At 66.1% G+C, this 26,843-nt stretch carries 24 protein-coding genes and 1 pseudogene; 11 read left to right on the top strand and 14 right to left on the bottom strand.

Annotation, left to right across the window (positions count from 1 at the left end):
• The first annotated feature begins 99 nt into the window (after positions 1-99).
• Positions 100-1,071, top strand: coding sequence for a sterol desaturase family protein (locus HPC46_RS29815; RefSeq protein ID WP_233716875.1), 972 nt, complete (start codon positions 100-102; stop codon positions 1,069-1,071).
• 14 nt (positions 1,072-1,085) lie between these two features.
• On the opposite strand, the gene HPC46_RS29820 is transcribed toward HPC46_RS29815, so the two are convergent.
• Both HPC46_RS29820 and HPC46_RS29825 read right to left on the bottom strand, forming a co-directional pair.
• Positions 1,086-1,355 (bottom strand): metal-sensitive transcriptional regulator, encoded by a 270-nt coding sequence (locus tag HPC46_RS29820; RefSeq protein ID WP_179475727.1) that lies wholly within the window; start codon positions 1,353-1,355, stop codon positions 1,086-1,088.
• Between the two features lie 65 nt (positions 1,356-1,420).
• On the bottom strand, positions 1,421-2,299 hold the full coding sequence (locus HPC46_RS29825; RefSeq protein ID WP_179475728.1) for a sulfite exporter TauE/SafE family protein: 879 nt from the start codon (positions 2,297-2,299) through the stop codon (positions 1,421-1,423).
• A 196-nt stretch (positions 2,300-2,495) separates the two neighbouring features.
• On the opposite strand from HPC46_RS29825, the gene HPC46_RS29830 reads away from it, so the two are divergent.
• Positions 2,496-3,875, top strand: coding sequence for an MBL fold metallo-hydrolase (locus HPC46_RS29830; protein WP_179475729.1), 1,380 nt, complete (start codon positions 2,496-2,498; stop codon positions 3,873-3,875).
• Positions 3,876-3,930: 55 nt separating this feature from the next.
• On the opposite strand, the gene HPC46_RS35850 is transcribed toward HPC46_RS29830, so the two are convergent.
• Complete coding sequence (locus tag HPC46_RS35850; protein WP_179475730.1) at positions 3,931-4,626, bottom strand: adenylate/guanylate cyclase domain-containing protein; 696 nt, start codon at positions 4,624-4,626, stop codon at positions 3,931-3,933.
• A 345-nt stretch (positions 4,627-4,971) separates the two neighbouring features.
• Between HPC46_RS35850 and HPC46_RS29840 the strand changes: the two genes are divergently transcribed.
• From HPC46_RS29840 to HPC46_RS29860, 5 genes and pseudogenes are all read left to right on the top strand, one after another.
• Positions 4,972-5,367: an ArsR/SmtB family transcription factor gene (locus HPC46_RS29840; protein ID WP_179475731.1), complete on the top strand. Its 396-nt coding sequence runs from the start codon at positions 4,972-4,974 to the stop codon at positions 5,365-5,367.
• On the top strand, positions 5,364-7,331 hold the full coding sequence (locus tag HPC46_RS29845) for a heavy metal translocating P-type ATPase (RefSeq protein WP_179475732.1): 1,968 nt from the start codon (positions 5,364-5,366) through the stop codon (positions 7,329-7,331). Before HPC46_RS29840 ends, HPC46_RS29845 begins: the two co-directional genes overlap by 4 nt.
• Positions 7,328-7,834, top strand: coding sequence for a signal peptidase II (gene lspA, locus HPC46_RS29850; RefSeq protein WP_179475733.1), 507 nt, complete (start codon positions 7,328-7,330; stop codon positions 7,832-7,834). The genes HPC46_RS29845 and lspA overlap by 4 nt, the downstream gene beginning before the upstream one ends.
• On the top strand, positions 7,831-8,433 hold the full coding sequence (locus tag HPC46_RS29855) for a cadmium resistance transporter (RefSeq protein WP_179475734.1): 603 nt from the start codon (positions 7,831-7,833) through the stop codon (positions 8,431-8,433). Before lspA ends, HPC46_RS29855 begins: the two co-directional genes overlap by 4 nt.
• Positions 8,434-8,466: 33 nt before the next feature.
• Positions 8,467-8,914, top strand: a pseudogene (locus HPC46_RS29860) (TlpA family protein disulfide reductase); the annotation flags it as partial.
• Positions 8,915-8,971: 57 nt separating this feature from the next.
• Here HPC46_RS29860 and HPC46_RS29865 read toward each other — a convergent pair.
• The 6 genes from HPC46_RS29865 to HPC46_RS29890 all read right to left on the bottom strand — a co-directional run bounded on the left by HPC46_RS29865 (position 8,972) and on the right by HPC46_RS29890 (position 16,904).
• Positions 8,972-9,244, bottom strand: coding sequence for a hypothetical protein (locus HPC46_RS29865; RefSeq protein WP_179475735.1), 273 nt, complete (start codon positions 9,242-9,244; stop codon positions 8,972-8,974).
• Positions 9,245-9,756: 512 nt separating this feature from the next.
• Complete coding sequence (locus HPC46_RS29870; RefSeq protein WP_179475747.1) at positions 9,757-12,309, bottom strand: AMP-binding protein; 2,553 nt, start codon at positions 12,307-12,309, stop codon at positions 9,757-9,759.
• A 7-nt stretch (positions 12,310-12,316) separates the two neighbouring features.
• Positions 12,317-13,396, bottom strand: a complete 1,080-nt coding sequence (locus tag HPC46_RS29875) for an ABC transporter ATP-binding protein (protein WP_179475736.1) — start codon at positions 13,394-13,396, stop codon at positions 12,317-12,319.
• Positions 13,393-14,976 (bottom strand): ABC transporter permease, encoded by a 1,584-nt coding sequence (locus tag HPC46_RS29880; RefSeq protein WP_179475748.1) that lies wholly within the window; start codon positions 14,974-14,976, stop codon positions 13,393-13,395. The genes HPC46_RS29875 and HPC46_RS29880 overlap by 4 nt, the downstream gene beginning before the upstream one ends.
• 32 nt (positions 14,977-15,008) lie before the next feature.
• Positions 15,009-16,031: an iron ABC transporter substrate-binding protein gene (locus HPC46_RS29885; protein ID WP_179475737.1), complete on the bottom strand. Its 1,023-nt coding sequence runs from the start codon at positions 16,029-16,031 to the stop codon at positions 15,009-15,011.
• A 312-nt stretch (positions 16,032-16,343) separates the two neighbouring features.
• On the bottom strand, positions 16,344-16,904 hold the full coding sequence (locus tag HPC46_RS29890; protein ID WP_233716877.1) for an MPT63 family protein: 561 nt from the start codon (positions 16,902-16,904) through the stop codon (positions 16,344-16,346).
• Between the two features lie 341 nt (positions 16,905-17,245).
• On the opposite strand from HPC46_RS29890, the gene HPC46_RS29895 reads away from it, so the two are divergent.
• Entirely contained in the window at positions 17,246-17,911 is a 666-nt protein-coding gene (locus tag HPC46_RS29895; protein WP_179475739.1) for a peroxiredoxin, read from the top strand.
• Positions 17,912-17,982: 71 nt separating this feature from the next.
• Entirely contained in the window at positions 17,983-18,642 is a 660-nt protein-coding gene (locus tag HPC46_RS29900; protein ID WP_179475740.1) for a DsbA family protein, read from the top strand.
• Between the two features lie 37 nt (positions 18,643-18,679).
• Here HPC46_RS29900 and resB read toward each other — a convergent pair whose 3' ends face one another.
• Both resB and HPC46_RS29910 read right to left on the bottom strand, forming a co-directional pair.
• The gene (gene resB, locus HPC46_RS29905; protein ID WP_179475741.1) at positions 18,680-20,239 is read right to left on the bottom strand and encodes a cytochrome c biogenesis protein ResB; all 1,560 of its coding nucleotides are present in this window, start codon (positions 20,237-20,239) and stop codon (positions 18,680-18,682) included.
• Positions 20,236-21,003: a cytochrome c biogenesis CcdA family protein gene (locus HPC46_RS29910; RefSeq protein WP_179475742.1), complete on the bottom strand. Its 768-nt coding sequence runs from the start codon at positions 21,001-21,003 to the stop codon at positions 20,236-20,238. Before HPC46_RS29910 ends, resB begins: the two co-directional genes overlap by 4 nt.
• Positions 21,004-21,053: 50 nt before the next feature.
• On the opposite strand from HPC46_RS29910, the gene HPC46_RS29915 reads away from it, so the two are divergent.
• Both HPC46_RS29915 and HPC46_RS29920 read left to right on the top strand, forming a co-directional pair.
• Positions 21,054-21,431 carry an ArsR/SmtB family transcription factor gene (locus HPC46_RS29915; protein WP_179475743.1) on the top strand — a complete coding sequence of 126 codons (378 nt, stop codon included), beginning with the start codon at positions 21,054-21,056 and terminating at the stop codon, positions 21,429-21,431.
• Between the two features lie 272 nt (positions 21,432-21,703).
• A complete protein-coding gene (locus tag HPC46_RS29920) occupies positions 21,704-22,291 on the top strand; it encodes a TlpA family protein disulfide reductase (RefSeq protein WP_179475744.1) in 588 nt (195 codons plus the stop codon).
• A gap of 336 nt (positions 22,292-22,627) precedes the next feature.
• On the opposite strand, the gene HPC46_RS29925 is transcribed toward HPC46_RS29920, so the two are convergent.
• The 3 genes from HPC46_RS29925 to HPC46_RS29935 form a co-directional block, all read right to left on the bottom strand.
• Positions 22,628-23,146 (bottom strand): DUF6262 family protein, encoded by a 519-nt coding sequence (locus HPC46_RS29925; protein WP_179475745.1) that lies wholly within the window; start codon positions 23,144-23,146, stop codon positions 22,628-22,630.
• Positions 23,147-23,148: 2 nt separating this feature from the next.
• Entirely contained in the window at positions 23,149-24,996 is a 1,848-nt protein-coding gene (locus HPC46_RS34735; RefSeq protein WP_233716879.1) for a site-specific integrase, read from the bottom strand.
• A gap of 638 nt (positions 24,997-25,634) precedes the next feature.
• On the bottom strand, positions 25,635-26,423 hold the full coding sequence (locus HPC46_RS29935; RefSeq protein ID WP_325096837.1) for a tyrosine-type recombinase/integrase: 789 nt from the start codon (positions 26,421-26,423) through the stop codon (positions 25,635-25,637).
• Between the last annotated feature and the right edge of the window lie 420 nt (positions 26,424-26,843).

Here is a 26,843-nt window from a genome sequence, read left to right on the forward strand (position 1 = left end):
GATCGGCTTACCCGTCTCAAGCACGATCCGCACAGCGCCCTCACGGAACTCCCGGTCGTACTTCTTCCGTTTCTCTGACATCGCTACTCCTTATAGCCGATGCCTCCACGGTCTCGGGGGAAGGCCACTTCGACATCGGCGGCGGTTACCGCGGCCCAGGCGGTGGCCCGCTACGGCTACGTTCCGTTCATGCTGATCGGCCTCAACGGCGCGGGCATCGCCGTAGCGGCGACCGGCGCACCCCAGTACTGGCTGCTCGCGATTCTGGGGATCGCGATCACCACGGCGTTCGTGGTGGAGCGGACTATTCCGTATGACCCGCAGTGGAACCACGACCGCGCCGATACCACCCGTGACCGCATCCACGTCGCGGTCAACGAAAGCCTCATCCTGGCCAGCGTCGCCGCGATCCCGCTGCTGGCCGCGATGGTCCCCGCGCCCCAGTTGTGGCCGCACAGCTGGCCGTTCGTCGCGCAAGTCCTCGCCGCGATCCTGGTCGCGGACTGCGGGATCACCGTGGTGCACTGGGCTAGCCACAAGATCGGGGTTCTGTGGCGCTTCCACGCGGTGCACCACAGCATCACCCGCTTCTACGGCCTCAATGGCCTGATGAAACACCCGCTGCACCAAACCGTGGAGATGGCCGCCGGGGTCGCACCGCTGATCCTGATCGGGTTGCCCGTCGACGTGGCCTCCGCGCTGGCCCTGGCTGTGGCGATCCAGCTGCTGCTGCAGCACTCCAACGCCGACTACCGCATCGGCCCCGCCAAGTATGTGCTGGCTCTCAACGAAGGCCACCGCTTCCACCACCTGAAATGGGCCGGCATCGGTGACGTCAACTTCGGGCTGTTCACCCTGGTGTGGGATCACCTGATGCGTACTTATTCCTACGACCCCACCCGCCGCTTCGACTCCACCCAGCTGGGCATGGCCGCCAAACCCGACTACCCCAGCAGCTATCTCGCCCAACTGGTCTACCCGTTCACCACAACCGGCGGCTGCCACCTCGGTTCGGGTCAATCCGAGCCCGACCCGGCGTCGGCCGGCGGCACCAGAGAATCGGTGACGTAGAAGGGGTTGGCAGGTCAGGCGAGTGCCAGAAAGAGCTTCTCGAGTTCGGCTTCGGTCATCGGCTTGGAGTTCTCGCTACCGTCACCGGTGATGCATTCGCGCAAGCCGGTCGCGACGATCTTGAATCCTGCCCGATCCAGGGCCCGTGAGACAGCGGCGAGCTGGGTAACAACGTCTTTGCAGTCGCGTCCCTGCTCGATCATCGAAATCACGCCGGCGAGCTGCCCTTGGGCGCGCCGCAGCCGGTTTAGTACCGCGGCGATGCTGTCTTCGTCGCCAACCATTGTGGATTCCTTTCCTGCGATTGCACAGAGGTCAACATTACCCGTGGGGGTATGCTTCCCGGCGCTCAGCGCGCTCCCGCGGCAGCCGGCGTCGCGCGGGCGATGAACCGAGGCAGCGGGCAGTACATGGTGCGCCTGCAGGTCACATAGACGCCGGCGCCGATCAGGGTGAGGCCCGCCGACGCGGCACCGAACACAGGAGTTGTCTCCTGCGCGAGGATCACCGACGCCATCAGTAGTACGAACCAGCCGAACAGCGTGCGCAGCGCTTCGGGGTTAACCCTGCCGGTCAGCCGTTCGCCGATCACAGCACCCACCACCGCGGCGGTTGTGACCATCGCGGCCAGGCGCCAGTCGATCTGTACACCGGTCAGGTGGCCGGCCAGTCCGGCCAACGATTGCATCGCGATCACCACCAACGAGGTGCCGACCGCGGCGGGCATCGGAAGGCCGGCCAGCAGGGCCAACGCAGGTACCAACAGAAAGCCGCCACCGGCGCCGACGAGTCCGCTCAACGCACCGATGGCGACACCGAGCACGGCCACTTTGGCCACCTGCGCATGCCGGGCCTCGTCACCGGCGGGAGTGTTGCGGCGATCGCGCAGCATCGCCACCGCGGCGGCGATCATGATCATTGCGAAGGCGATCAGCAGCACCGTTTCGGGGATGAAGCCGGCCAGCAGGCCGCCGAAGAGGGCCCCGGTCATGGCCGCCGCGCCGAACGGCAGAGCGACGCGCCACCGCACGCGCCCGGCCCGCATGTGAGCAATTACGCCGACCATGCTGGTGACGCCGACGACCAGAAGCGAACTTGCGATCGCCTCTCTCACGTCCAGTCCTGCGACGTAGGTCAGCAGCGGGACGGTCAGGATCGAACCCCCGCCGCCGAGCAGTCCCAGCGAGACCCCGACGACCACGGCCAGGGCAACGGTCAAAGCCGTCATGTCGTCCTCCCAGTCGACCCCGGCTAGCCGCACCCTTGTCGTGCAATACCACCGGGGGTATATTAGGTCCCATACTATGCATACCCCACCGGGTATCTGCAACGTCGGAATAAAATACCCCCATGGGTATCGTTGCTGAAGATATGAGGGTCCCGAGTTGAGGCAGCCGCGGCCCAAACTAGGAAAAGGAAAGACGATGATTTTGGAGCAGTACTACATCGAGTGCCTGTCGCACGCGTCGTATTTGATTGGCGATGAAACCAGCGGGCGCGCAGTGGTTGTCGACCCGCGCCGCGACATCACCGAATACCTCGATGACGCCGCCAAGCACGGGTTGACGATCGAAGGCGTCATCAACACCCACTTTCACGCGGACTTCGTGTCGGGTCACCTGGAGCTGGTGGAGGCGACCGGCGGGTGGATCGGCTTCGGCGCGGCCGCCCAGACCGACTACCCGATCCGCCGGTTGGGTGACGGGCAACACCTCTCGCTCGGCGAGGTCGACCTGGAGATCCTCTCGACCCCCGGGCATACCTGGGAATCGATCAGCGTCCTGGTGCGTGAACGTCCCGGCGCCGAGCCGGTCGCGGTGCTGACCGGCGACGCCTTATTCGTCGGCGATGTGGGTCGCCCGGATCTGGTCAACCTGGGTGACGGCTCGACTGCCGACCTAGCTCGGGCGATGTATCACAGCATCCACGACACGCTGCTGGCGCTGCCCGATGACGTCACGGTGATGCCCGCCCACGGCGCCGGTTCGTCATGCGGAAAGAACCTGTCGGCCGAGCTGACCTCAACGATCGGCGAGCAGCGGCGCACCAACGCGTCGGTGCAACCGATGAGCGAGGACGACTTCGTGGAGCTGATCACCCACGGACAGCCCGCGGCACCGGCGTACTTCTCGACGGACGCGGCGATGAACAAGCGGGTTCACCCCGTGCTGGATCAGACCCGCAGGATTCCCCCGATGACCGCGGCGCAACTACGGGCCGCGCTGCAGGCCGGCGTCCGGGTGATTGATGCCCGGTCGGTCGACGACTTCGCGGCCGGTCATCTGCGCGGATCGGTCAACGTCGGCTTCGACGGCCGCTTCGCCGAAACCGGCGGCATGGTCGCCGAGGTGGGCGAGAGCATCGCGCTGATCACCGATCCCGGTGACGAGCAGACCGCGGCCATGCGGCTGGCCCGCATCGGTTCCGACAACGTGATCGGTTACCTGACCGTCGACCGAGGCAGTGTTTTCCCGGCGGAGTTGGCCGAGCTCGTTCAACCGGCCCCACGGGTCAGCGTCGCTGAACTCGACCGACTGCGGGCCGATAATGCGGTGACGGTGATCGACATCCGCAATCCCGGCGAACGCGACGCCGGCACCATTGCGGGCGCGTTGCACATCCCGCTGGCTCAGCTGCGCACCCAGTTGGCGAACGTTCCTCGCGACAAGCCGATCGTGGTGCATTGCGCAGGCGGCTGGCGCTCCAGTGTGGCCGCCTCACTGATGCGGGCCGAAGGGTTCGGACATGTGAGTGATCTGGTTGGCGGTTACCACGCCTGGGCGCAGGCCCACGCCGCAGCATGAACGACAGCCGCGCCGGTAGATCCGGGCGGTGCGGCAGGTGAGCCCCAATCGGTGCTCAGTCCTGGAAACCCCCGCGCTGGTGGCGGTCGCTGACTGTTTCGACACTCGCGTAGTGCGCTGGTGCGGCGGCGAATCGGTGCGCGCACTCCGGTGAGCAGAACCACCAGTCCCGGTCGGCGTGACGCAGATGGCTGGCCGCCCCGGCAGGGTCAACGCGCACCCGGCACACCGGGTCGCTGGGGTAGCGGGCCGCCGCCAAGCCCACCGCGTACACCTGCATCGGTGTCGCAATGTTGCGCAGTTGCCTGGCGCCCAACGGCTCTGGCGAGAGACCGCGCTGCGCGCAGGCCTGACGAACACGGTCGGTGACCACAGCCTGCCCGGCACCGGCCAGCGCCGTGATGCGGGCAGCCACATTCACGCCGTGTCCGAAGTAGTCGTTGTCGCGCTGCACGGCACTGCCGCGGTGAATGCCCGCGCGCAGCGCAAGGAAGCCGTCCTCATCGGCGGCCCGGTCGGCCAGCTGCAGGATAGTCGCCACCATCAGCTCGGTCTCTCCGGCACGCAGCATGACCGCATCACCCATCGTCTTGACGATGGTGACGCCGGACCCGAGCGACTCACCGGTCACGGCAAGCAGGCGGCCCGCCAGACTGGCCGCCTGTTCATCACCGCACATTTCCGTCAACACGCTGAACCCAGACAGGTCGACGAACGCGAACGTCGCCTCGACACTTGCACCTTCGGTCACCGGATCGTCCCTTCATCATCTATCGGATGCGTTGACGTCCTGCGACGCATCTGAACCGCTGCAGCCAGCGCCGCGGCGCGGAATTCACCAGCCCGGTCTCGGCGCGGTTCATCAACATCGCAAGTGCTCCTTTCCACGACCGACAACGGCGGTCGAGCCATCCCCGTGCCTGGGTCCGCTGATTGCGTTGTGACTGTCGAGCCATCCCCGTGCCTGGGTCCGCTGATTGCGTTGTGACCGAACGCTTTCGGCGGAGTTGCATTATCTCGACCTGCCGCATAAACGCCTGAAACCGCTATCACCGTGATTTGACGATTAATGGTCTCTTGACGCTATCATCGCTAAATGGCGATCACAACGGGGAAATCCTCGACGCAACCAGCCACAGACCTCACACCCGCGGTGGCGCTGTTCCACAGCCTGTCCGACCCGACACGATTGGCGATCCTGGAGCGCCTTGCCGACGGCGAAGCCCGTGTCGTGGACCTGACTGGCGTGCTGGGAGCCGCCCAGTCCACCGTCTCGGCGCATCTGGCGTGCCTCCGCGAGTGTGGCCTGGTCACCGGCCGTCCCGAAGGCCGGCAGGTGTTCTACTCGCTGACTCGACCGGAGCTGATGGACGTGATGGCCGCGGCCGAGACGCTGTTGGCTGCCACCGGCAACAAGGTGGCGCTGTGTCCCAACTACGGAACCCGCTCCGGCACCGATGCGACGACTGCAGCGCAGGAGGTTCGTCGATGAGCGATGCGTGCGGCTGCGGCAACGACGAACCCCGTAGCGCCGACGAGCAGGACGGGGAGCCCGAGCGGCTCTGGCAGATCAAAGAACTGCAGTTCGCCGCCGTCTCGGGGGTGTTCCTGCTGGCAGCGGTGATCGCCGGGTTCCTCCACGCGCCCGAGCCGGCCGTTCTGGCCCTGGAGGCGGTGGCGCTGCTGGCCGGCGCCTACACCTTCGTGCCGTCCACCCTGAGGCGGCTGGCCAAGGGCAAGATCGGGGTGGGCACGTTGATGACCATCGCCGCCGTGGGTGCGGTGATCCTCGGCGAGGTCGGTGAAGCCGCGATGCTGGCTTTCCTGTTCTCCATCAGCGAGGGATTGGAGGAGTACTCGCTGGCGCGCACGCGCCGCGGTCTGCGCGCGCTGTTGTCACTGGTCCCCGATGAGGCCACGGTGCTGCGTGACGGCGCCGAAATAACCGTTGCGCCTGCGGATTTGCGGATCGGTGACCGGATGGTGGTCAAGCCCGGTGAGCGTGTCGCCACCGACGGCATCGTCGGCCACGGCCGCTCGACGCTGGATGTCTCGGCCATCACCGGCGAATCGGTCCCGGTGGAAGTCGGGCCCGGGGATGCGGTGTTCGCCGGGTCGATCAACGGCACCGGGGTCCTCGAGGTGGAAGTCAGCACCACCGCCGAAGACAACTCGCTGGCCCGCATCGTGCGCATCGTGGAAGCCGAGCAGTCCCGCAAGGGCGCCTCCCAACGCCTGGCCGACCGCATCGCCAAACCCCTGGTACCCGGAGTCATGATCGCCGCGGCACTGATCGCGGGGATCGGCAGCCTGCTCGGCGACCCGGCCACCTGGATCGAACGCGCCCTGGTGGTGCTGGTCGCCGCCTCCCCGTGCGCCCTGGCGATCTCAGTGCCGGTCACCGTGGTGGCCGCCATCGGCGCCGCCAGCAAGCTGGGCGCCCTGGTCAAAGGCGGCGCCGCACTGGAAGCACTGGGCAAGATCCGCGGCGTCGCACTCGACAAGACCGGCACGCTGACCGCGAACCGGCCCGCGGTCATCGACGTGGCCACCACCGGCGGCGCTACCCGTGAGCACGTGCTCGCTGTGGCGGCGGCACTGGAAGCGCGCAGCGAGCATCCGCTGGCCGCGGCGATCCTCGCCGCCGTCGATGACGTCACCCCGGCCACCGATGTCCAAGCGGTGACCGGTGCCGGGCTCACCGGACACCGCGACGGGCACACCCTCCGCCTGGGCCGCCCCGGCTGGCTGGACCCCGGCCCGCTGGCCGGCGACGTCGCACGGATGCAACAGGCCGGCGCCACCGCCGTCCTCGTCGAAGACGACGGCCAGGTCATCGGTGCCATCGCCGTGCGTGACGAGCTGCGCCCCGAAGCCGCCGAAGTGGTCGCCCGACTGCGCCGCGACGGCTATCAGGTGGCCATGCTCACCGGCGACAACCAGACCACCGCCGCCGCGCTCGCCGCAGATGTCGGGATCGAGGACGTGCACGCCGAGCTGCGCCCCGAAGACAAGGCGCGACTGATCGAGGCGCTGCGGGCCCAGCGCCCCACCGCGATGGTCGGCGACGGCGTCAACGACGCTCCCGCGCTGGCCACCGCCGACCTGGGAATCGCCATGGGCGCGATGGGCACAGACGTGGCCATCGAAACCGCCGACGTCGCCTTGATGGGCGAAGACCTGCGCCACCTGCCCCAAACGTTCAACCACGCACGGCGAGCGCGGCGGATCATGCTGCAAAACGTCGGCCTGTCCTTGGGGCTGATCATCGTGTTGATGCCGCTGGCCCTGTTCGGTGTGCTCGGGCTGGCCGCCGTCGTGCTGGTGCACGAACTCGCCGAGATCGTGGTCATCGCCAACGGTGTGCGCGCCGGGCGCACCACACCGCTGGCCGACACGCTCGTCGATCCGGCGACCAGCCCCACCCGCGCGGCGCCGGTCGGCGCGCCGTCGTGACCACCCACCACCCCGGCCCCGACGCCAAAGCGATTCGGGCGCGGATCACCCTGGCCGTCGGCGCGGTCATCGCCGCGGCACTCGATGTGGGCGTGAAGGCGTGGGCCAGCCGCACGCTGGCCGACGGCAGCTCAACAGATCTCGGGCCGCTACAACTGCGGCTGGCCTTCAACCCCGGTGTGGCCTTCAGCCTCGGTGACACCCTGCCCCCCACGGCGCTGCTCGGCGCGACCATCGTGATCGTGGTCGCACTCGCGGTGTTCGCCTACCGCGTCACCCGCACCGCGGCGCTGCCGTTCGTACTGGCACTGGCCGCTCTGCTGGGTGGCGCGGTCGCCAATGTGATCGACCGCGCCGGCGATGGGCTGGTCACCGACTACCTGCACACGGGCTGGTTCCCCACCTTCAACCTCGCCGACGTCTTCATCGTCACCGGCGCCGCCGTACTCGTTGCGGCCAGTTGGCGCGCCAGCGACACCGCCGAGACGAGGACCGGCGCATGATCCTGTCGTCGGTTCTGCCCGCGATCGGGCTGTTCATCGTCACCAACATCGACGACATCATCGTGCTCTCACTGTTCTTCGCCCGCGGCGCAGGACAACGCGGGACCACCGCCCGGATCACCGCCGGCCAATACCTGGGCTTCGCGGGGATCCTGGGCGCGGCAGTGCTAGTGACGTTGGGCGCCGGAGCGTTCCTTCCTCCGGACGTCATCCCGTACTTCGGACTCATCCCCCTGGCCCTGGGACTGTGGGCGGCATGGCAGGCCTGGCGTGGCAACGATGACGACGATGACGACGACGGAAGGTTTGCGGGAAAGAACGTCGGCGTCTGGACGGTTGCAGCCGTCACGTTCGCCAACGGCGGGGACAACATCGGTGTCTACGTTCCAGTCTTCCTCAGCGTAGGACCGGCGGCCGTCGTGGCCTACTGCGTGGTCTTCCTCGTGCTCGTCGCGGTCCTCGTCGTCGCCGCCCGATTCGTCGCCACCCGCCGGCCCATCGCCGAACTCCTCGAACGCTGGGAACACGTACTCTTCCCGATCGTCTTGATCGGCCTGGGCATCTTCATCCTGGTCAGCGGCCTCGCCTTCGAAAACTAGACAGCCCCGAACACCGGCAAGGGAATCCGCATCCACGACCCTCCCTCGGCACGGCACCATCGGCGATCTGAGCGGCCCCGACTTGTTCACCGACGAACCCATCCGGCTGTCGCATTTCACCGGGAAAGTGGTCCTCATCAACGTGTGGGGCTCCTGGTGCGCGCCCTGCCGCACCGAAACACCGGAACTAGAGACGGTCTACGCCGAATACCGCGACCGCGGCGTACAGTTCCTCGGCATCGACGTCCGCGACAACCGCGACACTGCACGCGATTTCGTCACCGACCGCAACGTGCAATACCCCTCCATCTTCGACCCCTCGATGCGCAGCCTCATCACCCTGGGACGCAACTACCCCACCAGCGTGGTACCCACCACCATGGTCCTCGACCGCCAACACAGAGTCGCCGCGGTCTACCTCATGGCACTACTCGCCGAAGACCTCCGACCACTACTCGACCGACTGACCTCCGAGCGCTGACCACTTCGGGCCGGCCGCCATCGCGTCGAGGTCACGCAATGATCACGGCGAGGCGAATCAACGCCCTTCAATGAGTGTGTCGATGATGACGATCGCCACGGCGAGCGCAGCCCAACGCAGGGCGGTGGAGCCCACCGGCATCAGCCATCGCGGGACGTCACCGCGCTCGCGCACAAGCGCACCAGCCACCGTCGACCACAACGCGGCGACGGAGAAGACCGCCAATCCCGCTCCCACCGGAAGCACTGCGCCATCGACCCGGCACGCCGGATGCGGAATGACGCCTTGAACGGGCAGCCACACCACGATGCCCAGCAGGGTTATCGACATCAGCTGCGCCCGACGCCGCTGATTGTGTAGCAGGTGCGACCCAGGCGCGGAATGCGCCGGCGCATCGCGAGCAATCTCTCGACGACAGGTCCACCGAATGAAAGTTGCGGTTGCAGTGGCGACCGCAACCCCTGCTACGAGTTGAAACAGCATCGAGTGCCACGGCGACGCCACGGTCTGACCTTAGCCGAGGCTTATAAGACTCAACGCAGCGTCAGCAACCCAGTATGCATGTATGCATGCATGTATGTATGTGCAGCTACCTCGCCCAACTGCTCTACCCGTTCACCGAAACCGGCAGCTGCAGCCTCACATCCAGCCCGATGTCTAACAACAACCCTGACACCTCGACAACAGCAGAATCCGACCTCGAATCGTTGCGGCCAACGATTGTCTTTGCCATGCGAGAACAACTGACGCGGGCGAGTACCTGACTTGCTGCATCCCCGATAATGCCTCGATGAACAATCGACGGTCGCCGCCGAACTCGTTGCAGTCAGTCGGTACTGAACTCACGCCTTCGGCCCCAATTCCGTTGACCGGGCGGAATAGCCGCCACGCTGCCGTTCAAAGAGAGCGGTGTCAGCCTGTCCCCGTTTCGACCACGCAGCGGTGAGCAAGCGAATCCGTTTACGGAGGATGGTGTTGGCGACCTGGGTGAGCAGGATGCCGACGACGATCGCGGCCAGCACGCCGAGGAGCTTCTGTTCGCCGAATAGCGGATACACCTGGTAGTGCGTCAGGTAGATCAACAGTGACGCCTCGGCGATCACACCGGCGGTGACCGTCAATGCCGGCGGGCAGCGGATGGCGGGCAGCCAGATCAGCAGTGCCAGCCCGATGAGGACCAGAGCCTCGCGGTTGGGTTGGCCGAAGTACCCGACGATGCCGACGGCGAGGACGGCGGTCACGGCGAGTCGCTGCCACACCGTCGACGATTTCGAGGCAGCCCAGCCAATCGCGAAGAACCAGAACGCCAGCATGGTGAACCACGCGGACTTGCCGAGCCCGATCCCGAACACGTCCCACCGTAGGGCCATGCCCAGGGCGAGGAATGCCGCGGCAACCCCGAACGGCCACCGGCGTTCGGCGCGGTCGCCCCACCGCGTCGCACACAGCAGCGCCAGCCCCACCAGGATCCACACCAGGACTTCAACGAACCACAGCCGCCCGGCGGTCATGCTGTCGTCGGGACCGAGGAACTTGTTGGCCAGCAACAGGTTCGAGGCCGTGTAGTCGTCGGTGAACAGCAGTGCGAACGCCACCCACAGAATCGCGGGTACGGCGATCCACCCGATGGTGCTGACCAGGTGGCGCACCCGGGTGGCGCGCCGCAGGGGCGTGAGGCAGAAGCGGCCGAAGTTGTAGCCGGCGACGCCCAACAGGATGTGCGCGCCGCCCCACAGCGCCCACAGCTCGGCATGCGATCCGGCGACCAGGACGATCGCCGCCGCACGCAGCGCCACACTGGTCTCCAGCGTAGTTCCCCACCACCGGCGGGGTTTGCGGGCGGACTCCAGCTCGCTCAGCGGCAGCTGCTGCCAGTCCGCGGGCAAGTGCCCGAGTGCGCGTTCGAGCCGCACCGACATCGTGATGTAGGACAGCGAGTTACCGCCGAGGTCGACGAAGCTGCTGCAGGGGTCGATGTCGGCCGCGTCGATCTGCAGCACGTCGGCGAACAGTCCGCGCAGGTTCAGACCGGCGTCGTCGGTCGTCCGCTCAACGGCCCGCTCCCGCAGGCTGCGGTAGTCCGGCTTGCCGGTGGGCAGTCGTGGGATCTGGTCGACGTTGACCACCCGGATCGCGGCCCGGGGGAGCCCGGAGGCGTCTGCCGCCGCGGCTGCGACGTCGCGGTCCTCGGGACGGTCGGCGGCGCCGACGACCAGTAGGCCGTCACCGTCGGTGCAGATTGCGGTGACGCCGTCGGCGTACAGGGCCGACTCGACGCGTTGCAGGTCAATGCGCAGGCCGTAGAGCTTGACGAACCGGTCGCTGCGCCCGACCACCTCGTAGAGGCCGTCGGGGCGCTGCCGGGCGAGGTCGCCGGTGCGCAGTTCATCGATCCCGGCCCCCGCGGCCAGGTCGGCGGCAGTGTGGGCGTAGCCCATGAAGACGTTTGGTCCGCGGTAGACGAGTTCACCCGTGCCGTCGGGCATGCCGTCGACCGGTTCGATGCGGAACGACCCACCCGGGATCGGAACGCCGATCGACTCGGGATGGTCGTGGGCGAGTTCGGGCGGCAGGTAGGCCATGCGCGCGGTGGCCTCGGTGGCGCCGTACATGACGAAAAGCCGCCAACCCGCGCGCTCGCCCAGGGCGGCGAACCGGCGCACGCGGTCCGGGTCGAGGCGTCCGCCGGCCTGGGTGACGTAGCGCAGGCTTGGCAGCGACATCGCCTCGAAGCCGATCCGGTCGAGCAGTTCGAAGGTGTGCGGGACTCCCGCGAACGACGTCGCGCCGTGCTTCCGGAACTCGTGCCAGAACGCGTCCTCGACGACGGACAATTCGGTGAGCACGAGCGCGGCTCCACGCAGCAGGTGACTGTGGATCACCGACAGCCCGTAGCAATACGACATCGGCAGAGTTGTTGCGGCCCTGCCGGTTTGGGTGATGTTGAGGTAGATGGCGATCGACTCAGCGTTGGCGGCGAGGTTGAACCGGGATAACCGCACCAGCTTAGGGGAGCCGGTGCTACCGGACGTCGACAGCAGCAGGGCCAGGTCCGGATGGAGTACGCGGGCGGGACGGTGGCGTGGTCCCTCGGTGACTCTGCCGTCGGCGACGAGGAGGTCCGGGTGGTAGGTCTCGACGACCGACCGGTGGTCGCCGCCCGCCGGAACGGGCAGCACGACGTGGTGGCCGGCGAGAGCGCCGAGGTAGGTCACCAGGGTGGGTAAGTCGTTGCGGGTCTCGAGCAGGACGAGCTTGCGGCGCGCGCCCAGTTCGTCGGCCCGGGCGGCGACCTGGGCCGCGAGTTCGGCGTAGGTGACGGTGTTCTCGGTCGTGATCACCGCAACGTCATCGCCGTGGCAGGCGAGGTGATCGATGAGCCGTTCGAACATCATGGCGCTGTCATCGGTCGTCGCGTGGGCGGTCACCGAACACGACGGCGGCGCCGGTGACGTGGATGTGGACCTTCGCATCGACCGCAGGCGGCGCGATGCTGTGCTGGCGGACGGTGATCGGCGCGGCGTCGCCGCCGAGGTCGACGGTCAGCATGACGTCGTGGCCGCGGAACTCCGACGCCAGAACTGTGGCCATGCCGTCGCTGCGCTCGTCGTCGGAGACGGCCGTCGCCTCCAGCTGCTCCGGGCGAAGCATCAGCGTGCCGCCGCCGTCGGGTACGGAGTTGCATACCGGCAGGCGGCCCAACGCCGAGGTGGCGACCCCGCCGGTCACCGTGCACGGCAGAAGCACGCAGTCGCCGAGGAACTCGGCGGTGAAGCGGTCGTTGGGTTCGCGGTAGACCGCTTGCGGGGTTCCGACTTTCGTGAACCGGCCGTCGCGCATGACCGCGACCTGATCGGCGATCGACAGCGCCTCTTCCTGGTCGTGGGTGACGATCAGCGTGGTGGCACCGGCCTCGGAGAGCAGCGCCGCGACGGCCTTGCGGGTCGATGCCCGCAGTCCGGTGTCCAGCGCGCTGAACGGTTCGTCGAGCAGCATGAGTGCCGGTTGGCGGGCGAGAGCCCGGGCGAGTGCCACGCGCTGCTGCTGCCCGCCGGAGAGTTCGTGCGGGCGGCGCGCGGCGTAGGACTCGTCGAGGGAGACGGTGGCGAGGAGTTCGGCGACCCGGTGCTTGACATTGCGGCGGCCGGACAACCCATAGGCGATGTTCTGACCCACCGTCAGGTGCGGGAACAGCGCGCCGTCCTGCGCGACGTAACCCACGTCGCGCCGGTGCGCGGGGGTGCTACTCCCTGTAGCGGCCACCTGTCGTCCGGCGATGAAAATTTCTCCGCTGTCCGGGTTCTCGAAGCCAGCGACCAGGCGCAGCAGGGTGGTCTTGCCGCAGCCAGAGGCGCCGACGACGGCGGTGATGGTGTCTGCGGCCACGCCGAGGTCGATACCGTGCAGCACCGTGTGGTTGCCGAAAGACTTGACCAGGCCGCTGACGTCGAGCGCGTTGCCGGTGGCCCCGTGGATCGTCATAGCGCGGCTGCCCTGCTCGACTGCTGGAACAGCACGACGATGACCGGGACTGCGAGCGCGACGAGCAGCAGCGCATATGGTGCGGCGCCGGCGTAGGCCAGCTCGCTTGACAGCGACCAGAACCGCATCGCGAGGGTGTTGGTGCCCGTCGGTGCCAGCAGCAGGGTGGCGGTCAGCTCGGTCGCCACGGCGACGAACACCAGCGAGGCGCCCGCGGCGGCCGCAGGTGCGGTGAGGCGCAACGTGACTCGCAGCAGCGTCCGGGTGGGAGATACGCCGAGCGAGCGTGACGCCTCCTCCAACGTCGGCGGCACCTGGGCCAGACCCGACCGCAGGTTCACCATTGCGCGAGGCATGAACATCAGCACGTAGGCCGCGAGCACCAGCGTGGCCGTCTGGTACAGCGGCGGTGCGAAGCGGATCGCCACGGTGACGAGCGCGAGCGCGGTCACGATGCCCGGCATCGAACTCGTCACGAAGTTCGAGCCCTCGACGAAGCGGGCGAAGAACCCACGGTGCCGCACCGCGATCCAAGCGAAAGGGAAGGCCAGCACTGTCGTCAGCGCCGCTGCCGCGGCGGCCAGCGCCACGGTCTGCACCGTCGACGGCACAATCTCGCCGAACACCCACACGTCGCTGCCCCCGATCCACAGCCACCGCACAATCGTCCATACCGGAACCCCAAGGGACAGCACAGCGAGTGTCGTGAGGGCGGCTAGTGCGGGCATCGTGATGCCACCCAGGCGGTGGGGCGGGGACGCGCGCTGGACGCCGGAGCCGAGCCGGGAATAGCGGGCGTTGCCGCGGACTCCGGCTTCGCCGACGAGCAGCACCAGGCACAGCAGCATCAGGACACCGGCGAGCGTGCTGCCCGCCGCGCCGTTGAAGGTGGCCTGGAACTGTTCGAAGATCGCGGTGGTGAACGTCGAGAAGCGCAACATCGCGAATGCGCCGTACTCGGCCAGCAGATGGACCCCGATGAGCAGTCCGCCGCCGAGGACGGCCAGGCGAAGCTGCGGCAGCACCACGCGCCGGAACACCGCCACCGGGCTGGAACCAAGCGTGCGTGCGGATTCCTCGATCGCGGGGTCGAGGCGACGGAGCGTGGCGGCGGTGGGCACGTAGACGAACGGGAAGTACGACAGCGAGGCGACAAGGATACCTGCCCAGAAGCCGTGCAGGGTGGGGACGACGCTGACCCAGGCGTAGCTGTTGATGAACGCGGGTACCGCGAGGGGAGCGACGAACAGTGGCCGCCACACCCCTCGGCCGGGGACCTCGGAGCGCTCCACGAGCCACGCTGCGCCGACACCGAGCACAATGCAGACCGGGACCGTGACGACGACGAGACCGACGGTGTTGACCAACAGTTCGAGCACGCGCGGTCGTGCGAGGAGTTCCCACACTTGCGCGGGTCCGAGCGAGATGACTGACCAGGCGACGTACCCGATTGGCACGAACGTCGCGACCACCAGCAGCACTACCCCGGCGGTGAGGACCGGGCTCGGCCGCGGCGCCACGGCCCGGCCAGGCGCCTGCGACGGCGCCGCGGCGTCGATCGGGGCCGCCGCGACGGCCATCGCGGTGGGGATGACCAACCTCAACCCCCCATCTAGAGCAGGCCCGCCTTCGTCATCAGGTCGGTGACCTTCTGCGCGTCGAGGTTCGAAGGGTTCACGGTGGGTGCCTGCAGGTCGACAAGAGGCACCAGCGCGGGGTTGGCCGGAACGCTGCTGGCCACGGGGTACTCGAACGAGGTGCCCCTTTCAAGCACTTCTTGGCCGGCCTTGCTGGTGATGAAGGTGAGAAATTTCTGGGCGTCTTCCTTCTTTTTGCTGGAGTTCAGGATGCCGCCGCCGGAGATCGAGACGAAGGCGCCGGGATCCTGATTGCGGAAGTAGTGCAGCGCGGTGTTGCCCGAGATCTCCTTGGTTTGCGACTGATCGCGGAACCAGTAGTAGTGGTAGATGATCCCTCCGTCGACCTGGCCGTCGTTGACGGCGCGCAGCGTGGCGATGTTGTCGGAGTACATCTCCGCGTTCGACTTCATGCCGGCCAGCCACTGGCTGGTGGCCTGCTCACCGGTCAGTTCGAGCATTCCCGCGACGATGGCCTGAAAGTCCGGCTTGACCGGCGGGGCGCCCCAGCGGCCCTTCCACTCAGGCATCTCGAGGTCCATGATCGACCGCGGCAGTTGGGCTTCGGTGAGCTTGGTCTTGTCATAGGCGAACACCGTCGTGCGGGCCGCGACGCCGGTCCACTTGTTGGTAGCGGGGCGGAACTGCGGCGGCACTTGGGAGATGGTGGCCTGGTCGACGTCGGTGAACAGACCGTCCTTTTCGACGGCGGCCATGGCTGGCGAGTTCTCGGTGAGGAACACATCGGCAGGCGATGAGTCGCCCTCGGCGATCAACTGGTTGCCCAGTTCGGTGTCGCCGCCCTGGCGGTAGGTGACCTTGATGCCGGTCTCCTCGGTGAAGGCGTCGATCCACTCCTTGGTCAGCGACTCGTGCTGAGCGTTGTAGACCAGCAGACCGTCCTCCTCAGAGGACGAGCAGGACGTCAGACTCGCCGCCAGCGCAATGGCGGCCCCTAGTGCGGTGACGCGACTCCAACGACCACAACGGGCTGCCATCAACCAGCCTTTCTACAGGTGAGGTTTGGCTAACGAACATACTCCCGGGCCGCGCCGAACAAACGCCGGTCCTTCGCAGAAATAACAGCACCGCAGCTCCGAATGACCCCGCTGCACCCTATCGGCGAGGGCAAGTTACCTCTCTCGCTGAATGGCGATGAATAGTTCGAATGCATGGCGAACCTCGATGTTGCGGTGGCGTACCCCACCGCTGGCCGACGCGCTCGTCGATCCAGCGGCCAGCGACACCCGCCTGGCGCTGGTCAGCGCGCCGTCGTGACCGCCCACCAGCACCGGCCCCGACGCCAAAGACTACATCTTGCCCGCACAGCACGGGCACGGCTCTTGACCGGCGCAGCAAGGGCGGGGCTGGTGGTCGGTGCAACACGGGCAGTCACCCATCGGCTTCGCCATCATCGCCTTATCGCAGCACCACATCAGCAGCTCTGAGCCGCCCCCGTTATAGGTGACCCCCATCGGGGCAGCGCCGGTGACATCGAAGTAGATCTTGCCCGTTGCGGTCTGACCTTGGGGCAGGGTTGCTGGCGAAATACCCTGTGGGCTGGCCAATTGCCACAGCACCCGATAATTGGCCCCGCCCTCGGTCAGCGCGCTGAAGTTAGGAATGATAGGTGTGACGGATCCGGAGATCGCCGTCACCGACACCGTGGCCTCCCACAATTGGCCGGCCAGCGGATAACCCGGCGCCGGATCGGAGCTCTTCTTGAAGTCGGTAACCGACCAGTCCTGCACGCCGCCGGCGTCGGTCACCGGCTGGTGAGATCCGAAAACATGCATACAGTCATCGCCGGCGGACGCGACCCCGGCTAAGCCCACACCTAATATCGCCGCCATCACCGTTAGCACCGCCATCAAGGCCAATCTGCGCATTCTGTCCTCCGAACTTCGTTTTCATCGTGGAGTTGTCCTTGACGTTAGATTCGCGCTGGTAGGAGCGCAGCAGTCAGGTCTGGCGTCGCCCACCGCGGTGGCCGTAGGCATGGGCTCGACTTCGAGTTTGTCGGAAGTGTGAGCCCCGAATTCGCTCATGTCAATATACTAACGTGTATCGTTATGTCGAGATACTGACAAACCCGTAGAGATGCGGCGACCCAGGGCCATCGTGACGGCCACGGTGGTCCGGTTCTGTTGTCCATCAACATGATTCGATACCAACTTCGATACCCAACCCCACCCCAGAGGATTTTTAGCGAATGAGTTTGACCATCGGTGACACCGCTCCCGATTTCCATGCCCAGACCACCGAAGGCCCCCTGAACTTCCACGATTGGATCGGCGACGGGTGGGCGGTGCTGTTCTCTCACCCGCGGGACTTCACCCCGGTATGCACGACCGAACTCGGCTACATGGCGCGCATCAAACCTGAGTTCGACCGCCGCAACGTCAAGATCATCGGATTATCAGTCGATCCCCTCGACAACCACACCGCCTGGGCCGCCGATATCGCCGACACCCAAGGGGCGGCGCCGAACTACCCGATGATCTCCGATAGCGACTACACCATCGCCAAGGCTTACGGCATGCTGCCCGCCGAGACAGCCGGCGACCCGACCAGCCACACCCCGGCACAGTTGGCGACGCTGCGCAACGTGTTCGTCATCGGCCCCGACAAGACCATCAAACTCGTGTTGATCTACCCGATGACGACCGGCCGCAACTTCGACGAAGTATTGCGAGTCATTGATTCTCTGCAGCTAACCGCCGCCCACCAGGTGGCGACCCCGGCGCAGTGGACACCGGGTGCCGACGTCATCATCGCCGGCTCGGTCACCGACGAGCAGGCCCGTGACCTCTACCCCGAGGGCTGGCACGCCCCGCGGCCCTACCTGCGGATCGTGCCGCATCCAGCATTCGGGTGACACGACGCACCGACTGACACCCATATACTAATACTGGTTGATACGTGCGTGTTGTGAAAGGTTGAGCTTCGATGGCCCCCATGACCCGCGTCCTGCTGACGGTCTTTGTGGTGATCACCATGATCATCGGCGTCGGGATCTACCTGTCGGTCGATAACGGTGAGACACCGATGGCGCAGGCGGGTGTGGGGGACGTCGGGCAGGTGGTGCGCGAGAACAGTCACCGCCTCAACGAGGTGCCCGGTAGCCCGGTCACGTTCGTGGAGTTCCTTGATTTCGAATGCGAGGGGTGCCGGGCGGCGTTCCCGCTGGTCGAGCAACTGCGCGCCGAGTACGGCGACCGGGTAAACTTCGTGATCCGCTACTTCCCGTTGCAGTCGCATTTCAATGCCGAGCGGGCCGCGCGGGCAGTGGAGGCCGCCGCGCAGCAGGGGCAGCTGGAACCGATGTACAAACGGATGTACGAGACGCAGACCCAATGGGGTGAGCAGCGGGTCCCCGCCGATGAGGTGTTCCGCGGTTTCGCCACCGAGCTGGGGCTGGATATGGCCGCCTTCGACGCCGCCTACAGCGATCCGGCGACGCTGGAGCGGATCAACCTTGATGTCGCTGACGGCGAGGCCCTCGGTGTGCAGGGCACTCCGACGTTCTTCCTCAACAGCGAGCAGATCAGGTTTCGGGGCTATGAGGATTTGGCCGCGGCGGTGCAACAAGCACTGGCCAACCAGTAACGCCGCACACGCGGGTACCGTGCGTGCGGGCGTCGCGTCAGGGCTGTCGGTCGGTCGGTGCCCCGCCGGGCACCAGGCGGGTGCTTAGTCGGTCGAATTCCTCGCCCCAGCCGGCGTTGTCGGTGCGTGCCAGCCCGCCCATCTGCACGACCGCGCCGCCGTCGGCAGGGCTGATTCTGATCCAGACCCGCCGTCGTCGGATCAGCAAGGAGATTAGTAGCCCGACCATCATGGTGGTCGCGAACACCAATACCCAGAGTTGCGCCGGATCGTAGGACACCTGCAGGCTGACGAAATCAGTGACGGCATCAAAGCGCACGAGGGTGCCATCCGGTAGACGGGTGTGCTCACCGAGGCGCAGATTCACCCGCGCCATGCGGTCCAGACGGCCTTGATCGATCATGCGCTGGTCGAGGGCGAAAATCGATTGGGGGCGACCAGAATCCAGACCGGTGTCACCTTGGTAGATATCGATGGCCACTGCCGGGTCGCGGGCGGCGGGAAACGCCGAAGATAGCAGCTGGCCGTCAAGTTGGGCGGTCGGTGCGAGCAGACCTGCTAGCGCGACCTGGCGGGTGCGCCGCTCGTCGGCGTCGGGGTAACTGCCTGCGGGAGGGTCGAAGCGCATGGCCCCCGAGGACAGCAGCGTCTGCAGCTCTTCGGGTTGCCACTGCACTGTCTGGGTGCGGGTTTGTCCGTCAGGAAACGTCACGGTGAACGTTGGCGCATAGCCGTGACCCAGCAGGTACACCCGGCTGCCACCGACACGCAACGGTTCGTTGACTTGCAATCGGTAGGGCCGCCACGTGTTGTCGGCCAGGTCCGCATCGGCCTGATAGGTGATGTCGGCGGCGAACGACACCGCCTGCCCGTTGGGCAGGAAGTCGGCCTGAAAGTCATTGACGCGCAAGCATATCGGATACAGGGCAGTGCCATCGACGGTGGTGCCGGGTCTAAAGGCGTCAAATGCAGCGGGTGAGGCCGAGCAAAACCCCGGCCCGCCGTCGGCCACGACGATGACGTTGCCTTCGTAGCCGAACAGTTTGCCCGCCGCAACCGCCACCAACAGCCCGATCAGGGAAAAGTGAAACATCAAGTTGCCGGCCTCACGCAGGTAGCCTTTTTCCGCCGAGATCTCGATGCCATCGCCGGTGTCGCGGGTGGCCGTGCGCCACCGCGTCAACACCTGCGCCGCCGAGGTGGCGACGGCGGCGGGATCGGCCTCGGTGGTGACGCTCCGGTGGCGCGGCAGGCGGGTGAGGTTGCGTGGGGCGCGCACAGGGGTGGCCCGCAGGCTGCGGGCGTGCTCGATCAGGCGCGGTGTCAGACACCCGATCAGCGACACGAACAGCAGGACGTAGATGGCGGTGAACCACACGCTGGAGAACACATCGAAGACTTGCAGCCGGTCCAGCCACGGCCCGAGCCGCGGATTGTCGGCCAGATAGCCGGCGACGGTGGTGGGATTGACGGCCCGTTGCGGCCACAACGCACCCGGAATCGCGGCGAGAGCAAGCAGGAACATCAACACCAGCGCGGTACCCATCGAGGTCAGGCCGCGCCAGGTGTTACGCACGTAGCCCAGCACGCGTCTCATATCGGCAAGGTGGTGTTGGTGATGAAGGCATCACGGATCCAGGACACGAACTCGTTCCACACCCCGGTGGTCAGCGCCAGCCCGACGACGATGAGCATCACCCCGCCGACGATCTGAATCCGGCGGGTGTGGCGGCGCAGCCACCCCACCGCGTGCACCGCCCGCGCCGATCCCAGCGCCACCACGATGAACGGCACCCCCAACCCCAGGCAGTAGGCGATGACCAGCACCACACCGCGGGCGACGTTGGCGCCCTCAGTGGCCGAGGCCACTGCGATCACCCCGGTCAGCGTCGGCCCCAGACACGGGGTCCAGCCCAACCCGAACACCGCACCCAGCAGCGGTGCACCCCACACCGTGGAGCGCGGCCGCGGCGTAAACCGGACTTGGCGCTGCAGGGCGGGAAGGAAACCCAGAAACGCCAAGCCCATCACGATGGTCACCACCCCGCCGACGCGCTGCAGCACAATCTGATTGCTGATCACCGTCGTGGTCAGACCCAGAATCGCGATGGTGCCCATCAGGAACACCACGGTGAACCCCGCGACGAACAGGCCGGCCGCCGCGGCGACTCGCCCCCGCGCGGCCCGCGACACCGACTCCTGGTCCCCGTCCACACCGACGACGGCCGCCAGATACGACACATAACCCGGCACCAATGGCACCACACACGGCGAGGCGAACGACACCAGCCCGGCCAGCATCGACACCAGCAGCGCCAGGACCACCGGGCCCGATGCCGCGATCTCGGTGAACCCGTTCATCAGCCCCTCACATCCTCCATAATTGTCTCAACACCCATTAGTATGTTGCCATGACCGACGAGTCGATCGACAGCTGCGATCTTCTGTGCTTGGACCTGCCGCACGCCGAGCAGATCCGGGCCGCGCTACCAACACCGCAAGACGTGGAGCCGGCAGCAACGGCCGCACGCGCGCTGGGGGATCCGACCCGACTGACGATCGCTACGGCCCTGGCCGCCAGCGACGAACTGTGTGTCTGCGATGTGGCGTGGGTGGTGGGGCTGGCACAGAACCTGGTCTCCCATCATCTGCGGCAACTCAAGATCGCCGGCATGGTGTCCGCGCGGCGCAACGGCAAGCTGGTGATGTACCGGCTTACCGACCGCGGCCGTGACCTGACTGCCGCGGTCTTCTACGGTGTCCGCGATCAGGGGAGCGATCGCGTCTGATGCGTACTGGCCGCGCGGTGCTGCTTAGCGCGGTCGGCCGCATCCGGGTTGCAGCCGACACACAAATGGTGGGCATCTCGAATCGGTGGGTTAGTTGACCGGTTCCCCATTGGGCACGCCGGTCCTGCAGCAGAACGTTCGCCTTAAATCAACATAGCAACACCCGTTATAATGATAATGTGATCAAATGGCGTGCTAGTCGGAGGGCTCCTCTTCACCGTAGGCGTGGACAGTCGGCCTCCCGCCAAAAACCGTGCCTACTGGTAGGGCCTATGGTGGCCCGCATCGCCATCGCCAGCACAGCGATCATCACCGTCGCGGCGGTTACCGGGTGCGGTGGCACCGACCAAGCCGTAGCCCAAGGCGGCACCTTTGACTTCGTGTCCCCGGGCGGCAAGACCACACTGTTCTACGACCCGCCGGCGACTCGCGGCACCGTCGGCGCGCTCACCGGGCCCGACCTCTTCACCGATGAACCCATCCGACTCAGCGACTACACCGGCAAAATCGTCGTAATCAACGTCTGGGGATCATGGTGCGCCCCCTGCCGCACCGAAACACCCGAACTGGAAACCATCGCCCAAGAATTCCGCGACCGCGGGGTGCAGTTCCTCGGCATCGACGTCCGCGACCGACGTCAAGCCGCACAAGACTTCAAGACCGACCGCAACGTTAGCTACCCCTCCATCTACGACCCCGAAATGCGCACCCTCATCGCCCTGGCACGCAATTACCCCGCCAGCGTCGTGCCCACGACGATGGTTCTCGACCGTCAACACAGGGTCGCCGCGATCTTCCTCATGGCAGTACTGGCCGAAGATCTCCGGCCCTTACTGGATCGGCTGACCACCGAACCCTGACTCCCCCTCGAAGAGGAGGCACTAGCACCGGTCGGCGTCTCGTTTCTAAAGAAACGAGACAGGACCACACGCCTCACGTCGCGGTGGCGTAACGCCAGGTCGCGCTGTCGCATTTCTTGTCTCGCACCGCGTGTCTCAGATTCTGGATTTCGGAGGGCACTGAGACGGTTGTGGCGTGTCAACGATTCTCGGGTTCTTTGGGTCGAGCCGCTCTTCGTGATCGCGTCGAGTATCGCGAGTTCACCGTGCGTCTTCGTCACCCCGCTTGGGAAAGGGTGTCCTCGACGGCGACGCTTTCGACGTTCGTGTACTGGACTGATGACGGCAGTCAGCGCCTCACTGCGTCTTGTTGAGCGCGGTGATCAGCTCCCTGTTGGCGGCGCGGGCGGCGTCGAGTTCGCCTTCGCGCTCTTCCAGTTGACGTTGCAAGTCCACGTTGCGTTGTTCGAGTCCGGCGACTTGTCGTTGCAGCTCGTCGATGTCAGGCGCTGCGCCGAGGCCTGATTCGAGCCATGCCTGTTGGCCGAGGGTCTCGGACAGCTTGCGTTCCAACTGCCGGTTGTGGGCGGCCATCCTTGCGATGCGTTGCTGGGCGTTGGCCAGGTCGGCCCGTAGGGATGCGTTCGTCACTGACGCCCCCGACTGCTCGGACGTCGGTGTGGCTTGGGAGGTGTGGATGTCGGCGAGAAGATCGGGGTGTCGGTACAGGAAGCTCCGGTCGACGCCAGCAGCGCGGGCGATCGACGCGACGCTGACGGCGTGGCCCTGGTCCCGGGCGCGACCCAAGGCCTTCTTAACGCGTTCACGGCGACGGTTGGAATCTGCGCGCCGCCCGGTCATTAGCGCTTCGGTCATCGTCAAGCCGTTCTGTCGGGACGGATGTTGGACAGAGGCTGCCGGACGCTCGGCATGTTGAGGCGGACAACGCCGTTTCGGGCTCGCCGCACCACACCGACGGCGTCCTCGATCTGTGTGCGTTCCGCCTCGGATAGGTCGTCGACATCGGCTTTGATGCGTGCGATGAGGCGACGGATCCGTGTGATCTCCTCGTCGGACGGCTGCGCCTCGCTTCTGGCCCACTCGTCGGCGTCGAGGAAGCTGAGCAGCTTCTCGCGCGTCCGCAGCAGGTCGGCGAGATAGCCTTCCAGATCGGGGAGGTAGGACACATCGGTGCTGAAGTGGGCGCAGCCCACGCAGCGGAACCGGACCGGGCAGTCGTCACCGCCAGCGGCGACATTGGTTGGCTCGCTGCACATTCCATAAGGGACGGCGACCTCACCGACTGCCCTCCGTAGATGCTCGGAGTCCAACAGCTTCTTGGCGTTGCTCCAGGTGCGATTGCCGTGTCGGTCGAACTGCATGGCGGTCACCCGGTCCACGGCATTCCGGCGCCGTTGCTCTCCGACGCGGTAGTAGCCCTGGGTCGTGATCACGTTGAGGTGGTCCATCAGTTCGCGAAGGACGTCGATGGGCACACCGGCATCGGCATGGCGTTGGGCGTAGGTGTGGCGGTAGGCGTAGGGGAACATGCGGCTCTTGTCGAACGGCATCGGCTCGGGCGCTTTGCCGTCGATCGTCGAGGCTCTTGGCACCAGAACCTCGGGCAGGGAGTCGACCCATTTGCGGTGTCGTGCGCCGACGGTTTCGTCGCGCATCCCCTTGGCGCCGTACGGGTTCTTGATCGATGTCGGCAGCAATTTCAGCTCCGCAGCTGGCGTGTCCGGAAAGCGCTGGCGCACCCGCTGCTGCTGCCGTTCGATGACGGCGTACGTCGCAGCCCCTATCGGTAAGCGGCGCTGCAGACGGTTGGCCTTGCGGTTGTCGTAGATCAGCACCGCCTCGCCGCCAGCGTCGCGGCTGACGCAATCCAAGGCCAGTTCGCAGATCTCCTCCGGGCGGCGGCCCGTGTCGATCATCAACTCTACGGCCACCCGCACTTCAGTGCCGGCCTGAGCCTCTAGCCCATCCAGGTGCTGACACAGGTGTCGAACCACCTCCACGGGTAGGTCTCGGCCAGCGGCCTGCTCATCGGGCTCGTTAGGGATGTCACCCTCGGCGATGGCGAAGTCGTCGGGCAGGCCGTGCAGTGGTTGGCCAACGCGGGTAAGCCCAATGGCGCGCATTTGGTTCAGGGTTCGACGCAATTCGCGGACCGCACGCGCCCTTAGCTTGCCGGTGATCTGGCCACGAGATTCCAAGAACGCCATCCGGTTCAGGAATGCCGTGACGTCGCTGCGGCTCAACAGGTGCAGGTCGGCACCGCTGTCGTCGCGTTGAAGGTGGAGACTCTCGCTCAGCAGCGCCAGGTAGTTGATCCTGGTCTGGCACTGGCTCCTGCCGCCTTTGCCGCGACGGCGCGGGAGGTCGTTGTACGCCTCCACCTTCACGGCGGCACGCAGCCATTCCTGCGAGATCGATCCGAACCTCAGCGTTCCTGAGTGGCCGAAGACGGCAAGATCCCAGACATCCCTTACCGCCTCGATCTCAGGTGTCGTGCGCCACCTGCGGGCACTGGTGACGAACTTGCGATGCAGCTTGGCCACTTCGTAGGTCAGCTGGCGCGCGTCCGCGTCGTCGATGGTGGAAACCTGCTGACTTCGCAACTGACGGGCCAGCATTCGAAAGTGGGACACGTCGAGACGAACGCCTTCGGCGACATGTTGTTGCAACCCGTAGAGCAACTCTGCGATCACCCGGTCCGGCAACCCGCGGAGAGTGACCTCGCCACGCACGGTAATCGCCGGCTGAATACGCCGGAACTGTTCTTCGTCGCTTACACCAACCTCAGCCCCGCCAAGGTGTTCCCGCCACCGGGCGGAGTGCGCTGGGCAGTAAGGGTTGTTACTTGTGGCACGTTCCCGAGTACAGGCACCCACCCCACATTCACCAAAGGTGAGAAACACCTCAAGGCCTGGCTGGATGATGAAGTCTTCGACCGGCATTCCGCGCCTCTTGCGGGCACGCTCGTGTGCGCCACACAGACCAGTTCCGGATCGCGCGGTCCTCTCGCAAGCGTCGACCCCGCACGGATCGTCGCTGAACCGACGATGGCGAACGCGTGGTACCTGGGCGAAGCGGGCCAAAGGGGGAAGCCCAAGGTGCTTCCAGCGGAGATTGCAAGCGGCACAGAGGCCTTCGGAAATCAGCATCTTCTGGTCACAATCCGGAACGATGCACTCCCTCCAACCGAGCACGGCATGGTCGCGAGGGAACGACAGAATTCGATCTTCGTGCGACCACTTCACCGACGTCAGGAACTCCTGCGATACCGCGTCCCACAGCTCGGCACGCGTCGCACCGTCGGTCTCTGGCGCAGTAGTAGAACCGCGGTGTGCAGTGATCGTCACTTGCCTTGCGCCGCCTCGCGTGGTGAGCCAACCCGCTTCACTGCGGCCCGAAGACGGTCGGCCGAAGGATGTAGGTACGGCTGAGAGGACGTCGGGCTGGCATGCCCCATCAACATCTGGATCTCATCGAGCAGCGCTCCCGAATCAGCCAGGTTGCTTCCGAAGGCATGCCGACCCTGATGTGGCGTCACCTTCCGCGCGAGACCTGCTCGACGCGACAATGATTCGAACAGCTCGTTGAATGCCCCTGGTTGCATCGGGGCCCCCAGCGGTGCGCGAAACAGGTTCACCAGTACGTAGTCGCAATCGGCGGCCGCCGGTTGTTCGTCACGCTCCAAAAAATACAGATCCACGCTCCGCACGACCAGGAAGTCAAGCGGCACCGCGCGGGGGTGCCGAGACTTCGCCCAAGCCCCGTTCACATTCTGTCGGCGAACGACATGCAGATGCGCCCCGGCGACGGAGCAGTCGTGAACGGCGTTGTCGGGCAACATGTGCAGGTCCGAACGGCGTAACCCGGCGGCCTCCCCACGTCGCAAGCCCACCCGCGAGAGCAACAGCACGATCAGCCTGTCTCGGGCCGAGCGGCACGCCTCCATCAGGGCGACGATCTCTCCGTCCGTCGCACGGTCGACTGCCGTCCTAGGCTCACTCATTCGGTGGCGGGCCCGCAGCCGATATTGCAGATTCGAGTCTTCGCCGCGAGCCTCCATCGGAAGATCTCGGGAGTCACCCATCTCGTAGAGCTGGTCCATCACCGATGCCGGCACCTCCTTCGCGACCACCGCGAACGCAAGGAACCCCCGTACGGCGACCAGGATGCGATTGATCCGTCCGACACCTCTGACGGGCTCAGTACCCGGACCCGGAATGAGACGCGACCCAATAGCAGGCTGATATTTCAGCCACGTGATGAACAACCCCAAGTCGCCTGCAGCACTACGCCAGTCACGGCCGGTAGCCGAACACCACCGAAAGAACAACGAGACACTCTCGGCATATGCCTTCGACGTGGACTCGGCGCGGTCGCGCCCGAACCTGAGCTCTCTCAGGAACCGGTTTGCAACCGGGTGCACCTTGGCCTTCCCCCGAGACCGTGGAGGCATCGGCTATAAGGAGTAGCGATGTCAGAGAAACGGAAGAAGTACGACCGGGAGTTCCGTGAGGGCGCTGTGCGGATCGTGCTTGAGACGGGTAAGCCGATC

It is taken from the genome of Mycolicibacterium vinylchloridicum (assembly GCF_013404075.1).
In the GTDB taxonomy this organism is placed as follows: domain Bacteria; phylum Actinomycetota; class Actinomycetes; order Mycobacteriales; family Mycobacteriaceae; genus Mycobacterium; species Mycobacterium vinylchloridicum.